The following is a 14,833-nucleotide window of genomic DNA, read 5'->3' on the forward strand; positions in this document are numbered from 1 at the left end:
CGGCCTTTTTTGATGAGGTGCGGTAACGGCTACTTCAGCGCTGCCAGCACCGCCGCCGTAATGGCATTGACGTCGCCGACGCCATTGATCTGTACGTACTTCGGTGCGCCCGCTTTGCCAGTCTTCGCCCAGTCGGCGTAGTAGCCCAGCAACACTTCAGTCTGGTCGTGATAGACCTTGAGGCGGGTCTTGACCGTGGCCTCTTCGTCATCCTTGCGCTGGATGAGGTCCTCGCCGGTGACGTCGTCCTTGCCTTCGACCTTGGGCGGATTGAACTGCACATGATAGGTGCGGCCCGAGGCCAGATGCACGCGGCGACCGCTCATGCGCGAAACGATCACTTCGTCCGGCACCGCGATTTCGAGGGCGTAATCGATGGCAACGCCGGCGTCCTTCATGGCCTCGGCCTGCGGAATGGTGCGCGGAAAACCGTCAAACAGGTAGCCGTTCTTGCAATCGGGCTCCTTCAGACGCTCCTTGACGAGACCGATGATGATGTCGTCACTGACCAGTGCGCCGGAATCCATCACCTTCTTGGCGGCAAGGCCCAGCGGCGTGCCCGCCTTGACGGCGGCGCGCAGCATGTCACCGGTAGAAATTTGCGGGATGCCGAACTTCTCGCAGATGAACTTCGCCTGCGTGCCTTTGCCCGCCCCCGGGGCCCCCAGAAGAATGAGTCGCATGTCTTGGATTCGTGGTGGATGAATAGCGCTTTGTCTGATTATGACCCGTCGCTTCTTGCGCAGGCCTGACGGTCGCCTCCAAACGGTGCGTCGGGGCATCTGTGGCGTATCAGCTTTTTATGGAAACGTCCATTTCATCGGGCCAGAATACATAAATCACTGAATGTCGACTTTTGGCAGATTCGTCCTCAAAGCCGCCATCAAATGGGGCGTTCAACGAAAAGCTGAGTGGCCGCGATGAACAGTCTGTGCGCCGCAACGATGCGCCCGAGGGACGACGCTGCCCAAGGCTGCGCCTTCACACCATGCCGGACTCAAGCCTTTACGACTGGCGTGGTAACCACCACGTCGGCGTTCTGCGCCCGATGCCGCAGCGCATGCTCGATCAGCACCAGTGCCAGTAGCGCCTCGGCAATCGGTGTGGCGCGGATGCCCACGCAAGGGTCGTGGCGACCGTGGGTGTTGAGCGTCACCGGCTGCCCGGCCTTGTCGATGCTCACCCGGTCCAGGCGCGTGCTGCTGGTCGGCTTGATGGCGATGTTGACGGTGACCGGCTGCCCGGTCGAAATGCCGCCGAGCACGCCGCCCGCGTTGTTGCTCACGAACTTGCCATCGACGATCTCGTCGGAATGTTCGGTGCCCTTCTGCGTGACCGAGCGGAAGCCGGCGCCGATTTCCACGCCCTTCACGGCATTGAGCCCCATCATGGCGTGCGCGATGTCGGCATCGAGCCGGTCATATAGCGGTTCGCCCCAGCCCACCGGCAAGCCAGTCGCTTCGACGTAGATCTTCGCGCCGCAGCTGTCGCCGCTCTTGCGTAGCTCGTCCATGTATTGCTCAAGCTCGGCGAGCTTGGGCGAATCGTTGCGAACCGGCGCAAAGAACGGGTTTTCGTTCACGCTGTCGTGCGACTCGAACGGGATTTCAACGTCACCAATCTGCGCGCAATAGCCGCGCACCGTCACGCCGTAGCGCTGCGCCAGCCACTTCTTTGCCACCGCGCCTGCCGCCACGATCGGCGCGGTCAGCCTTGCCGACGAACGGCCGCCACCACGATAGTCGCGCTGGCCGAACTTCATCCAGTAGGTGTAATCAGCGTGCCCCGGACGAAAAGTCTGCGCAATGTTGCCGTAATCCTTGCTGCGCTGGTCGGTATTGCGGATCAACAGTCCGATCGGCGTACCGGTGGTGACGCCTTCAAACACGCCGGAAAGAATCTCGACGGTGTCGTCTTCCTTGCGCTGCGTCACATGCCGCGAGGTGCCCGGTTTGCGGCGGTCGAGATCGGGCTGGATGTCCTCCGCCGCCAACGGTAACCCCGGCGGGCAGCCATCGATGACACAACCTATCGCGGGGCCGTGTGACTCACCAAAGGTGGTCACGGCAAAGAGGGTTCCGAGGGTGTTTCCAGACATGCAGGGATTTTACGGGGCGCCTTCGCGCCGTCAGACGCGTCCTACGGACACAAGCGGACGGCGCCGATAGGGCCGTCGAGGGGAGCCGCCTACGATCCTTCCATCGCCAAAGCGAATACCCGAAAGGACTTCTCATGAACATCAAACCACCCGGAACACCGCAGCAAGTCGAACATCAGCCAGAACTGCACACCTTCATCGGCGACACGCCACAGCGGCCAGAGCCGAGCGATCTCGAGCTGCGCGAAGGCAGCTTCAGCGCCATTCGCGCGTATGGAGAACTGAACCTGAGCAGCACCGTCAGCAACAGTGAAGCTGACCGCGTCGACGCGTTCGACATCCGCACCGCGCCGACCGAGCTGCAGGCAAACTGGGTGAATCTGTCGGTCTGACGGTCGATCGCTGCGCGGCTAGCGCATGTCGCCGCGTAGCGCTTTCACGTCGGCTTCGAGCTTGGGTGCCGTGACATTTCCGGCCGGCACCAGCGCCCCACCCACCAGTTCAATCCGGTTGAAAAAGCCGCGGACACGCTTGAACGCCTGACCGTCAACGCTTCGACTAAAGAAACTACCCCACAACCCGCGCAGTGCCAGCGGCACGACGGGTACGCCGGTCTCGGCGACGATGCGCTCGATGCCCGGGCGGAAAGGGTTCATTTCGCCATCCTTGGTCAGCTTGCCCTCCGGGAAGATGCCCACCACGTCGCCGTCGGCCAGCGTCTGCTTCACGCGTTCGAAGGCTTGCGCCATCATCGCCGGGTCTTCCTTCGCACCTGCAATCGGGATCGCCTTCATCTGACGGAACACCCAGGCCAGCACCGGCGTCTTGAAGATGTTGTGATCCATCACGAACTGGATCGGGCGGCGGCAGGCGGCCGTGATCACCAGCGCATCGACGTAGCTCACATGATTGGCCACCACGATCACCGGGCCTTTATCCGGAATGTTTTCGAGGCCTTTCACGCGCAAACGGTAGGCGAACGAGATCAACATCCAGCAGAGGAAACGCAGCAGAAATTCCGGCGTCAGCGTGTAAATGTAGGTCGCCACGACGGCGTTCAGCACGCCAATGGTGAGGATCAGTTCCGGCACATTGAAGTGTGCGAACTTGATCAGCGCAATCGCCAGCAGCGCGGACACCACCATGAAGATCGCATTCAGAATATTGTTTGCCGCGATGATGCGTGAGCGGTGCGACGGATCGGCACGCTCCTGAATTAGTGCGTACAGCGGCACGCTGTAGAGGCCGCCACTGACCGAGAGCAGGAACAGGTCGGCGATCACACGCCAGTGCTCGGGCTTGGCAATGAATTCACCGACACCGCTATGGCCCGCCGGCTTCAAGCCTTTGGTTGCAAAGTACAGATCAATCGCGAACAGGCTCATGCCGATCGAGCCAAACGGCACCAGACCGATCTCCACCTTCTTGCCCGACAACCGCTCGCAGAGCAGCGAGCCCACCGCTACGCCCACCGCAAACACGGCCAGCAGAGCGGTCGCCACCTGCTCGTTGCCGCCCAGAACATCCTTGCTCATGTTGGCAAACTGGTTGAGCAGCATTGCGCCGTAGAACCAGAGCCACGAGATCCCGAGCATTGAGCGCCAGACCACGATGTTCTTCGCGGCAAGCCGCAGATTGGCGGCGGTTTCGGTGAACGGATTCCAGTTCAGTTTCAGTGTCGGGTCCGTCGCCGGCGCCTCGGGAACCGAGCGACTCACCAGATAGCCGATCACCGCCAGCACAATGGTCGAAGCCGCCACGATCATCGGGCCGCTCGGCTTCATCGCGACCAGCACGCCGCCGGCGATGGTGCCGAGCAGGATCGCCACGAAGGTGCCGGACTCCACCAGCCCATTGCCGCCGACCAGTTCGTCCTGCTGCAGCGCCTGCGGCAGGATGGAGTACTTCACCGGGCCGAACAGCGTGGAGTGCAACCCCATTGCGAACAGCGCAATGAACAGGATCGCCAGGTTCGCGGTCACAAAGCCCACGGCCCCGAGCGCCATCACCACGATCTCGAAAATCTTGACGCCGCGCACCACCCGCGTCTTTTCGTATTTGTCAGCCAGTTGTCCGGCAAACGCAGAGAACAGCACGAAGGGCAGGATGAACACGGCGCCAGCGGCGTTCACCAGCAGATTGGAATCCATCCCCGCGAGCGTCATGCCACCGAACGCCATGAAGATGATCATGCCGTTCTTGAACACGTTGTCGTTCATCGCGCCCAAAAACTGCGTCCAGAAGAACGGTGCGAAACGGCGTTCGCCGAGCAGCGCAAACTGACTGTGACCGGACATGCTTTCCCCCAGGATTGGCCGCGCCAGATGGTGGCGACTGGTAACGAAGCAAATTGTGCCCGATCACCTGCCGACGACACCCGTCTACACCGAAGTATCACGCCGCAATACCGCCGGTGATGCTGTCCGTCGTACATTCGCGCATGACCGGGCCACAGATGGCTAGCAGGCAAACGATGGACTACCGCCTCATCATTTTTGACTTCGACGGCACGCTGGCCGATTCTTTTCCGTTCTTTGCTGGCGTGTTCAACCAGCTGGCAGCTAGGCATGGGTTCAGGCCAATCGACGCCGCCGAGGTACCAGCGCTGCGCCAGCGCAGCCCACGCGAGCTGATGGAGCATGTCGGAATGCCGCGCTGGAAGCTGCCGTTGGTCGCCAAAGACTTCATCGCGCTGATGCGGCAAAACCAGCATCAAGTTCAGCTATTTGACGGTGTGCCCCGGATGCTGCGCGACCTGGCCGAAGCCGACCTGCAACTGGCAATCGTGTCATCGAACGCCGAGGACAACGTTCGCCAGGTGCTGGGCCGAGATGCTGCCGCACTATTCGCAAGTTACGAATGCGGCATGTCGATCTTTGGCAAACCGGCGCGACTCAACAAAGTCCTGCATCAGCTGGGAATCCCGGCCGCGCAAGCGCTTTACGTCGGCGACCAGACTACCGATGCCGAGGCAGCGCGCACCGCCGGGGTTGCGTTTGCGGCGGTCGCCTGGGGCTATGGCACCATCGAATCACTGCGCGCACACCAACCCGAAGTTGAGTTCGCCACCGTCGCCGACATCGCGCGACTGCTGCGAGCCGCATAGCGGCTACGCAGTACTGAAGCGCTACTTCTTCACAGCATTCGGAAAGAACAGCTGCTCACCACCGATCTTGTAGGCGGCGATCGTGCCCTGCCCTTCGGCGCTGACCAGCCAGTCGATGAACTTCTGACCTGCCACCGCTTTCACATGCGGATGCTTTTTCGGGTTCACGAGAATCACGCCGTACTGGTTGAACAGCTTGCTGTCGCCTTCGACGATGATCTTCAGGTTCTGCCGGTTCTTGAATGACAGCCAGGTGCCACGGTCGGCAAGCAGGTAGGCATTCATCGCGGCAGCGGTATTGAGCGCCGGCCCCATGCCGGAGCCGGTGTCGCGGTACCACGCAGCTTTTTCGCCAGCGGGATCAAGCGACGCCTGCTTCCAGTAGCGAAGTTCAGCGGCATGGGTGCCACTCTTGTCGCCACGCGAAACGAACGCCGCCTTCGCCGCATGGACCGCCTTCAGGCCAGCCACGATGTCTTTGCCAGCTGCCTTGGCGGGGTCATCGGCAGGACCAACGAGCACAAAGTCGTTGTACATGACCGCCACGCGTTCAACGCCCGCTCCTTCCGCGACGAATTTCTCCTCAGCCGTTTGGTCATGCACGAACACCACATCGGCATCGCCTCGACGCCCGACATCAAGCGCCTGCCCCGTCCCAAGTGCAACCACCTTGACGGCAATGCCGCTGGATTTGGTGAACTGCGGCAGCAGGAAACCAAACAGCCCCGACTGCTCGGTGGACGTGGTCGACGACACCACAATCGACGTATCCTGAGCCGCTGCCGACGCTGGCATCAGGCCGGAAAGCACAGCCAGCGCTGCGCTGGCCAAGGCGCCGAACATGGCGCGTTGCACGCGAAATTTGGGGCTCGTTATCAATTCGTGCGGGAAGTTCACAGTGTTTCTCCTTCAAGATAAGCACGCGCCGCGGCAGACTCCGGGCGATCAAAAAAAACATCGACGGACCGGTCTTCGACCACGCGACCGCCATCGACAAAGACAATTCGCGTCGCCATGCGGCGGGCCTGTGCGACGTTATGCGTCGTCATTACCAGCGTCGTACCGTTGCCGTGCAGGCGCAGCAACAGTTGTTCGATAGCACGGGCCGACACCGGTGCCAGATTGGCGGTAGGCTCGTCGGCAAACAGCAAGGCTGGTTCACAAGCCCAGGCACCGGCCAGGGCAAGACGCTGTTGTTCGCCGCCGGAGAGCGTGCGCGCCGGCCGGTCGCGCAGACTCGCCAGATCACATGCCAACAGCGCGCGCTTGGCACGCGCACTGCGTTCCGGTTCGTCAACCCCATGCGCAGCAAGCACAAACTGAACGTTCGCAAACACGCTACGTGCCAGCACTGCTGGCCGCTGGAACACATGCGCCTGGGCTGTACGTGGTGGCGCGTCAACGCGGCCGTGGTCAGGCACAAGAACGCCATTGGCGACCTTGAGCAGAGTTGACTTGCCTGCACCATTGGCACCAAGCACCACAACACGCTCGCCCGAAGTGACGGTCAGTTGCACGTCGGCCAGCAATTGCGCCCCGTCACGACTGACGGTAACACCGGCCAACCCGAGCAACACGCTGGTTTCAGCCATGGCGCCGCTCCATCCACCGCTTGAGTGCCTGCGCGCCGCCGTTCACCATCAATACCAGCGTCACCAGCAGCATGCCCAGGGCCAGCGCCAGAGGCAAATCGCCCTTTGAGGTTTCAAGCGCGATGGTCGTCGTCATCACACGGGTGCTGCCGGCGATGTTGCCGCCAACCATCATTACGGCGCCCACTTCGGCAATTGCGCGTCCGAAGCCCGCAAGCAGCACTACCGCCAGCGAAAAGCGCGCTTCGTGCAGCAAGGTCACCACACGCTGCGTCGTGGTCAGGCCGAGCGATGCAAACCAGTCGGCCAGCGGCGCATGGGCATCCTCAATGGTCTGCCGCGCGAGCGCGGCGATGATTGGTGTGATGAGCACTGTCTGTGCCATCACCATGCCGGCGGGCGTAAATAGCCAGCCAAGCGTGCCCAGCGGACCGCTGCGCGACAGCAGCAGATACACGACGAGTCCGACCACGACGGGCGGCAGGCCCATGGCAGCGTTGAGCACTACGATCACCGACTGCCGCCAGCCCCCACGCGCAAGCGCAACCCAAGCGCCAAGCGGTAATCCAAGCGCGGCGGCGAGCAGTGTAGCCGTCGCGCTGACACGCAGGGAAAGCCAGGTGATTTCAGACAGCGTCGCGTCGGCAGATGCGAGCAACGTGAGCGCTGAGCCAAAAGAATCCGCGAGCAGACTCACTTCGCGGGCTTCGTCGATCCGGAATCGGCCATCGGCATCAGCAGTACGGCGGCTTGCGCGCTGTCAACCTCCGACAGCCGCAACTCGTAGCGTTCGCCCGCCTGCAGCAGAAAGCCCAAATTCTTGCCAACGCCGGCGCAGCCCAGCCAGCGATCACCGCGCGTCGGTGCGAGAGACACGTCGTCGGCGAGACGAACGACATCAATCCAGGCACGACGGTCAACAAAGACCTCGACTCGACCGGTCTCGCCAGCAGTAAATTGCATGTTGCCGCCAAAGCTGCCCGCCACGCCACCCTGTGCCCGATGACGAAAACGCAGCGCTCCGGCTGGCTGCAGCGTCACCGCATGGCGAGTCGCGATACGGATTGATGGCGAGGCCACGGACTTGCTTTCAGCACCTGCACCGGCAATCAGCGGCACCGCTTTGCCGCTCCATGCAGCGTGTGCTGCAGAAAGCGCCGGCTCCACCTGTTCACAGCGTTGCGGTGGCGGCGAGAAACCCAGTTCACCGACCACCTTCTGTGCCCGCTGCGAAAGCACATAGCGCAGAAACTCCCGCGCTTCGTTCGGTGCACTGGTGGCAATCCCGATGGTGTATGACGTGGCAATGTCATAGGCGTCCGGAACGCGCACGAAACTGATACCCGGCACCTCGCGCTGAGCCGCCCGCGCGTTAGTGCAATAAGTCACAAACACATCGGCACGTCGCCCCACCAGCAAATCAGCATAGGGCGCCTTGGTATCGGCGGCGTTGATCTCGGCGCCGACGAGCTTGAGCGCCTTGGCGTCCAGTCGCGCGTAAGCGCCAGGCTGAACAGCGTCAATTTTGCGAAACATCTCCCATGTGTAGTCACCGGACGGATCTGCGCCCGGTGTGGAGGTGCCCAGCTTCAGGTTGACATCAAGCAGCGTGGCGATGACGTTGCCTTCGTTGATCGCGACACCCGGGCGTGCCAGCACGCACAGCGAATTGCTGGCGAATGCGTTTGATGAACGTAGCTTGCCGCTCGCAAGCAGCCGTTCCGTATGCACCGGCGAAGCCGACGCAAACAGATGCGCCTCCTCGCCCGCTTCAATGCGTTCGCGCAACTTGCCGGATGGCCCGAACAAAAAGCGTACGGCTGGGCGTGCAGTGGTCGATGTCGGAGTCGCGCCCGATGGAGGTCGTGCAGCCAGCCGCTCCGCTGCATAAGCCGTCTGCAACGCCTGCATCGCCTCGCGCAGACTGCCTGCGGCATAGGCAACAACAGGTCCGGCGGTAGTCACCGCAGCAGCGCCATCGCCGCCAGCGAGTGGCTGCGGCTGCGCAGCGGCATCAGACACAGGGAAATTCGCGAGACCGGTCAAGATCGCTCCGTGCAACAGTACCGCAGTAAAGCTCGCTCGCGGAAACCAGTCCACAGATCGTCCTCCATCATGAACATTGTCAGGCGCGTCGTACAGATTAGGCCGGAATGACTGCAGTCTGCTGATCTGACTTTGACTTTTTTGACAAGCAACACTCATTCTGGATTTTTCCCGTAATTACCATTTAATATGCAACTACAGTCATATATAGTTTCAATGAGACAATTGCGGGATGTCAAAAATACCGAGCCTGGCAATTGAGTTCACCGCCAACGCGACGCTTCGCATTGGGTCCTCTGAGGTTGACCTCGTTGAATTGACGCGTTGTTTGCGTACGCTGGCTGACACGCAATCCATCACTGCGGCGGCGAACGTGCTCGGAGTCACTTACCGCACGCTCTGGGGACGAATGCTTTCGTTTGATGCCGCCCTTGGCTGCAAGCTGATCGGCAAGGCCCGTGGGCGCGGAACGCAACTGACCGGCAAAGGCGGCGCCCTGCTCGCCGCCCTCGAACGTCACGGTGCGCTGTTTCTACCCCCGCCGCCTGAGCCGGTGGCAGCGCTGACGACAGATCTGGCGCGCGCGCTTCGTGACCGGCCACTGCTTCGGCTGATGGCGAGCCACGATTACGCCATCGCGAGGGCGATCAATGCACGGCGAGGCGTTTCGCCTGCCTCTGGACAATCAGCGTCGGTAGACCTGAGCGAACTGATTCATCTGAGCAACGCGGGTAGTGTTGACTGCGTTCGTTCGCTATTGCAAGGCGATGCTGATCTGGCCGGCTATCACCATGTCACGACAACCGCCTCCGAGCGTGCCAATTCACCTTGGGAGCGGGTTGAGTCCGATAGTGACTTCTGGAGCCTGCCGATCATGGAGCGCGAACAGGGGATCATCGTTGCGCCGCGCGCAAAGCGCCAGATTGAGTCGATCGCGGACATTGCCCGCGAGGGGATTCGTTTCGTCAATCGCCAGCGTGGCTCCGGTACCCGCATTTTGCTGGACGCATGGCTGAGTGATGCCGGTATTTCACCAAGCCGGATCGAAGGCTACGATCAGGAAGAGTTCACTCATCAGGCAGTGGCGGCGACTGTCGCCGCCGGCGCCGCCGACGCTGGGCCGGGGCTCAAAGCCGCGGCGGCACAGTTCAATCTGGGCTTCATCCCGCTCACCACCGAGACCTATCGTCTGGCAGGCGCGGTAGACACACGTACCCACGAAACGGTCGCTGCATTGATCGCGGCGACGCATCAGCAGGCTGCGAAGCTCCCGGGCTACCGCGTGCTGGCAGCGGCGCGTCGATAACCCGGAATGTCTGCGGAGGCGGTCATCACTTCGTGCTGACCAGGTCTGTCCGCTTCGGCCGTGTCTTTTTGGCACCGGGCCAGCGCCATTGGCTGCCGAACCCCTCCGCCACCAGCGCAGCCCCGTAAAGTACCAGCGCCCAGATCACGAAAATCGTGATCATCAGCAGCGGAAAGGCAATGAATGCGCCGTACAGCGATTTCAGTTGCTGCGCCTGAGCGAGATAGTGCCCGATGAGGAAACGGGCACCGACCACCAGCAGGGTGACACAGAACGCGACGATCACCGGCGAACGCCAGGTGTGCACCTTCACCGGCACCCAGCGGTAGAGCAGCGTCAGCCCCAGTACCAGTGGCGCGCCAATCTGGATCGGGTCAAAGACAAAGTGAGTGAATCTCTCGGCGCCGGGAATCAGGCGAACGACGAACAACTCCAGAAACTGCAGCAACCACGCCAGCGCGCCGACAAATAGCGGCAATGCCACCAGCACCGCCAGCACGCCGCGCACATACCCCCAGATGCTGCGTCGCGCGGGGCCCCAGATGCGGTCAACCGCAGCGTTGAGCGTGAGCGCCTTCAGAACGAGGTCAGCCGCAACAATGATGACACCAGTCTGCCCGAGGCCACGCGCGTTGGCCCTCAGTTTGTCGACAACCCCCATCACCTGGCGCGCCGCGTCTGGGAACAGGTTGCTGTAGAGGAAATCACGCAGGGCACCGTCAGCCGAGCGAATCAGCACGCTCTGCTGCGATAGCCAGAAGAGGATCGCCAGGGCCGGCAAGATGCCCAGCAGGGTGAGGAACGCCAGATACCCTGAGAAGACCAGGCCGTCTCCCTTGAAGTAGCGGCGCAGCGCATGCCAGAGCGTCATGGGTCAAGGAGGGGCGACAGGGGCCGGCAGCAACATGCTCGGCGGGAGTGCCAGATCTCAAGCATGCGCGTCGTGAGCGGACGGCAGGCAAGGCGCGCGTCGACGCGGCGTACGTCAGGTACGCCAGCCATCGCGCCAGATGGCGTCCAGTTCCAGCCGCCATCGATTGGCAACGCGGGATGTCCGGTATGGCGGGGCGTCAGGCAAGGCGCGCGTCGGCGACGTGTACTTGACGTACACAAGCCGGCGCGCAACGCAGCATCACGCCCTGCCATACCCGACATCAGACGTGCTCGCCGCCGTTGACGTGTATCTCGGCCCCGTTGACATAAGAACTCTGCGACGTGCACAGGAAATAGATCAACTGCGCCACTTCACTTGGCTTGCCAAGGCGCTTCATTGGAATCTCGCGTTCGACAATGTCGGCAGTCCCCGGTGACAGGATGGAGGTATCGATTTCGCCCGGCGCGATGGCGTTGCAGCGGACACCGTGTGGGCCAAAGTCGTGTGCCATCTCGCGCGTCAGCGCGGCAAGAGCGGCCTTCGATGTTGCGTAGGCCACGCCAGCGAAGGGGTGTACCTTGGAGCCAGCAATCGAGGTGACGTTCACCACGCTGCCCTGCGCGGCCTTCAGCTCCTCGAACAAACCACGTGCCAAGAGCGCCGTGGCGAACAGATTGACGTTGAAAACGTTCTGCCAGGCCGCGAGATCGGTATCAAGCACGCCCATGCGCTTGCCGCCCGGCAGTTTGGGCGAAATGCCAGCGTTGTTGACCAGCGCGGCGAGGCGCCCCCCGGTCTCCGGTTCAGCAAGTTTGGCGCGGATGCTGGCAATGATGGCATCGTAGTGCTCGACATCGTTGAGGTCACCCTGAATGTGATCCTTCTCCCCCTGCGGCCACGGGCAGATCTTGTCGAACGGCTGGCGCGACACGGTGATGACCCGCCACTCGGCGGCATGAAAGTGTTTGACCGTCGCGTGCCCGATGCCGCGCGAGGCACCGGTCAGCAGCAGGGTTTTCTTGGTGTTCGCCATGCATTGATTGTAGGCGGGCGATACGCCTCCAATACGAACAGCCCGCTACAGCCGCACTTCCAGCCGCAAAGCGTAGTTGACATAGGTGCGCGCCACGCCAAGCGTGCTCTGGCGAATGTTGCCTTCGAAGTTGGTGGTCTGCGTCACCGAATCGAGCGGCGCGATATTCGACGCCGAGAACCGGAGCCTCGTGCCCGGTGTGAAGTTCCACGTTGCATAGGCGTCGAACACCCGCCTGGTGGAGAGCTTCTGCCGCTGCGTCTCGGTTTGCTGCACTTCGTACGACGGCGTCCACGCCAGGTTGCCGCCGATCGCCAGCGGTACGCCAGTAAAGCGATAGTCGAGGCCCAAATTGCCGGTGAAGGCGGGCTGGCCGTCGATGCGGTTGTCCGGGCCGGGGATCGCAGCCACCTTCGACGTGTAGAAACTGCCATTCATCTTGACGCTGAGACGACCGAGCGCGCCGGCGTCAGCCATCAGTTCATTGACGCGAAACTTTGCCTCCAGCTCGATGCCGTAGGTCTTTGCGTCGCCGAGGTTCTGCGGCCGGTTGACATACCGCGGTGAACTGGCCCATGACACGTCCTCCAGTGAGGTCACGTTGCGGATCACATCATGCAGTTGCCGGGCAAACAAGTTGGCCGACATGATGCCGCCCGCAGACAGGTAATGCTCGTAGGCCAGATCAAGGCCGTTGGCGCGCTCGGGCTTGAGCATTGGATTGCCGGCTCGGTCTGGCGCCGTGTACAAATTCGAGCCGGGTACCGGGTAGCTGACCGACAGCGTCGGCTTTGGCGTGAGCTGGCCGACATTCGGCGCACGATAGCTCTGCGTCAGGCTCAGGCGCACCTGATCACGCCGCGGCGAAGCGAAACGCCAGACCACGTGCGCCAGCGGCGTCAGCACCCGGCTGGTGTTCACAAAGCCGTCTTCCGCCGAACTACTCTTTGTCTGAATTTCCTCGTAGCGCAAGCCAACGTTGGCGGACCAGTTCGGCGCCGGATCCCATTCGTCCTGCACGTAGTAGGCAAGACGTCGCGTCGAGATGTCAAACACGGTGCCGAGGTCTTCAAGCTGCTGCACGCCGTTGAGCAGCGTTACCGAGTTCTCGCGGCGCTTGAGCCCTTCCATGTCCCATCCCGCAGTGATGGCATGACTCTTGTCACCCGGCGTGTTGTGTACGACCTTGCCAGAGAAGGCACCACCACGATCACGCACACTAGCTTCCGTCGTTTGCAGTCGCAACAGCGAACTTGCCGCGTCATATTGATTGACGCGCAAGTCAGTGTCGGACTGAAAGCCGCCGAAGCCGCCGCGCAGCTCGTAGCGGGTAGTGTCGTTGAGCCGCTTGTTGAGATTGAGGTTGATGCGGGCAAAGTCGAAGTTGCCGTCGAACTTGTACTGGCTCAAAGCATAGGCTGCACCGGGGCCGGTGTATTCGGTCAGGTTGGTGCTGCCCTTGTTGTCGGACGTACTGTGGCCGCCGAGGAGTTGCACACCGAACTGCTCACCGTTGCCAAGCCGCCACTGCCAGCGGACATTGCCGAACAGGTTCTGCCCCTTCTCCTCGCTGTGGCTGACGGTTTCGTCATCCAGTGTCGTCTTGCCGGTGGCGGTATCGACGTAGGTGGTGCGATTGTGGCTGTCGTTGTACTGGTGACGGGTGCGGGCGGTCAGCGTCGCGTTGTAGGTGCCGTTGTCGCCAAAAGTATCGTTGCGTGTCCATGATGCCTCCGGCACCACCAGGCCACGTTCAGAGGCAATGGCCAGTCGCAGGTCATTGTTGGTCTGGCGCAGCGGCTCACGCAGGATGATGTTGATGGTGCCGGCAATGGCGCGGGCACCGGTCTCGGCCGTCGGCGCCCGGTAGATCTCGATGCGCTCAACCTGGTCGGGCGACAACTGCTCAATCGAAAAGCCCGGCGGGATGCGCTGGCCGTCAATCAGGATCTGCGTGAAGCCGCCGCCCATGCCCCGCATCGCGGGTGGGCCAGGCCGGCCGGGGCGACCACCGGACGTGACGCCGGGAAGGCGCCGCATCACGTCGCCAAGATTGCTGTCACCGTATTGCTCTATGTCCTCACGCGTGATGACGATCTTGGCCGCTGTCGAGTTGCGGCGCTCATCGGTGCCGGTGTTCTTGCCAGTAATTTCCACCTGCTCGACGCGCTGCGCGCCCGCAGGACTGCGACGCGGCTGGGCATTTTCTGCTGGTGCAGGCGGAGCAACTGGCGGTGCAGGCTCAGACGCAGTTGGCACGGGCGCCGGCGCGGCGGGAGTGCTCTGCGCAGAGACCAGAACGGGACAAGAAAAGCTCGAGGCAACGGCGAGCGCGAGGGCGCGTAGAAAAAATGGTGGCATGGAACGGAGCAACGGATGGAGATGGACCGAGGCCGCCGCTGAAGTGCGGGCGGCTCGCCCTATTCCCGAAAGAGGTACGACAAGTTCCAGATTGTAGGGATCGACCGACGGTGCGAATGTAAGCAAACGTAACCGTGCGACGAACGACGGACAGGCGCGATACGCGGGTCCGGGAAAGCGGCCTAGTCCGGCGCCCCAAGCACCAGCGTCACGGTAATCGGCGACGTGGTGAAGTCATAGGCACGCTGGATCACCTTGAAAAACACCGGTGGCTCGTCCATCGTCACCCGCATCATGTCGCCCACCTGCGGCATGGTCATGCCGGGATCGGCATTGGTGGAGAACGTGAACTCAGTCTTGCGGATGAGCTTCTGTGCGGTGGCAGTGAGGGTCAGTTTCAGTTCCATGACTCGTATT

14 protein-coding genes are annotated in these 14,833 nt (G+C 62.0%); 3 read left to right on the forward strand and 11 right to left on the reverse strand.

The window, feature by feature from the left end; all coding sequences use genetic code 11:
* Nucleotides 1-29: 29 nt before the first annotated feature.
* Entirely contained in the window at nt 30-683 is a 654-nt protein-coding gene (gene adk / locus FKL89_RS13330; RefSeq protein WP_156863279.1) for an adenylate kinase, read from the reverse strand.
* 314 nt (nt 684-997) lie between these two features.
* Nucleotides 998-2,098, reverse strand: coding sequence for a chorismate synthase (gene aroC, locus FKL89_RS13335; protein WP_156863280.1), 1,101 nt, complete (start codon nt 2,096-2,098; stop codon nt 998-1,000).
* Between the two features lie 134 nt (nt 2,099-2,232).
* On the opposite strand from aroC, the gene FKL89_RS13340 reads away from it, so the two are divergent.
* On the forward strand, nt 2,233-2,490 hold the full coding sequence (locus FKL89_RS13340; RefSeq protein ID WP_156863281.1) for a hypothetical protein: 258 nt from the start codon (nt 2,233-2,235) through the stop codon (nt 2,488-2,490).
* An 18-nt stretch (nt 2,491-2,508) separates the two neighbouring features.
* Here FKL89_RS13340 and FKL89_RS13345 read toward each other — a convergent pair whose 3' ends face one another.
* Nucleotides 2,509-4,395 (reverse strand): MFS transporter, encoded by a 1,887-nt coding sequence (locus tag FKL89_RS13345; RefSeq protein ID WP_156863282.1) that lies wholly within the window; start codon nt 4,393-4,395, stop codon nt 2,509-2,511.
* A 176-nt stretch (nt 4,396-4,571) separates the two neighbouring features.
* Here FKL89_RS13345 and FKL89_RS13350 point away from each other — a divergent pair, with 176 nt between their 5' ends.
* Nucleotides 4,572-5,204: an HAD hydrolase-like protein gene (locus tag FKL89_RS13350; protein ID WP_156863283.1), complete on the forward strand. Its 633-nt coding sequence runs from the start codon at nt 4,572-4,574 to the stop codon at nt 5,202-5,204.
* Nucleotides 5,205-5,225: 21 nt separating this feature from the next.
* Here the strand turns inward: FKL89_RS13350 and FKL89_RS13355 are convergent, their stop codons facing one another.
* The 4 genes from FKL89_RS13355 to FKL89_RS13370 form a co-directional block, all read right to left on the reverse strand.
* Nucleotides 5,226-5,999: an ABC transporter substrate-binding protein gene (locus FKL89_RS13355; protein ID WP_238363603.1), complete on the reverse strand. Its 774-nt coding sequence runs from the start codon at nt 5,997-5,999 to the stop codon at nt 5,226-5,228.
* Nucleotides 6,000-6,097: 98 nt separating this feature from the next.
* Nucleotides 6,098-6,796 carry an energy-coupling factor ABC transporter ATP-binding protein gene (locus FKL89_RS13360; RefSeq protein ID WP_156863284.1) on the reverse strand — a complete coding sequence of 233 codons (699 nt, stop codon included), beginning with the start codon at nt 6,794-6,796 and terminating at the stop codon, nt 6,098-6,100.
* Complete coding sequence (locus FKL89_RS13365) at nt 6,789-7,493, reverse strand: ABC transporter permease (protein WP_156863285.1); 705 nt, start codon at nt 7,491-7,493, stop codon at nt 6,789-6,791. Before FKL89_RS13365 ends, FKL89_RS13360 begins: the two co-directional genes overlap by 8 nt.
* Complete coding sequence (locus FKL89_RS13370; RefSeq protein WP_162527518.1) at nt 7,490-8,818, reverse strand: substrate-binding domain-containing protein; 1,329 nt, start codon at nt 8,816-8,818, stop codon at nt 7,490-7,492. The genes FKL89_RS13365 and FKL89_RS13370 overlap by 4 nt, the downstream gene beginning before the upstream one ends.
* 256 nt (nt 8,819-9,074) lie before the next feature.
* On the opposite strand from FKL89_RS13370, the gene FKL89_RS13375 reads away from it, so the two are divergent.
* Nucleotides 9,075-10,148, forward strand: a complete 1,074-nt coding sequence (locus FKL89_RS13375; protein WP_156863287.1) for a substrate-binding domain-containing protein — start codon at nt 9,075-9,077, stop codon at nt 10,146-10,148.
* Between the two features lie 25 nt (nt 10,149-10,173).
* Here FKL89_RS13375 and FKL89_RS13380 read toward each other — a convergent pair whose 3' ends face one another.
* The 4 genes from FKL89_RS13380 to FKL89_RS13395 form a co-directional block, all read right to left on the reverse strand.
* A complete protein-coding gene (locus FKL89_RS13380; RefSeq protein ID WP_156863288.1) occupies nt 10,174-11,019 on the reverse strand; it encodes a YihY/virulence factor BrkB family protein in 846 nt (281 codons plus the stop codon).
* Nucleotides 11,020-11,302: 283 nt separating this feature from the next.
* Nucleotides 11,303-12,055 (reverse strand): SDR family NAD(P)-dependent oxidoreductase, encoded by a 753-nt coding sequence (locus FKL89_RS13385; RefSeq protein WP_156863289.1) that lies wholly within the window; start codon nt 12,053-12,055, stop codon nt 11,303-11,305.
* A gap of 45 nt (nt 12,056-12,100) precedes the next feature.
* Nucleotides 12,101-14,314 carry a TonB-dependent receptor plug domain-containing protein gene (locus FKL89_RS13390; protein WP_162527519.1) on the reverse strand — a complete coding sequence of 738 codons (2,214 nt, stop codon included), beginning with the start codon at nt 14,312-14,314 and terminating at the stop codon, nt 12,101-12,103.
* A 284-nt stretch (nt 14,315-14,598) separates the two neighbouring features.
* Nucleotides 14,599-14,823 (reverse strand): hypothetical protein, encoded by a 225-nt coding sequence (locus FKL89_RS13395; RefSeq protein ID WP_156863291.1) that lies wholly within the window; start codon nt 14,821-14,823, stop codon nt 14,599-14,601.
* Nucleotides 14,824-14,833: the final 10 nt, after the last annotated feature.

The organism is Casimicrobium huifangae (genome assembly GCF_009746125.1).
GTDB lineage: Bacteria > Pseudomonadota > Gammaproteobacteria > Burkholderiales > Casimicrobiaceae > Casimicrobium > Casimicrobium huifangae.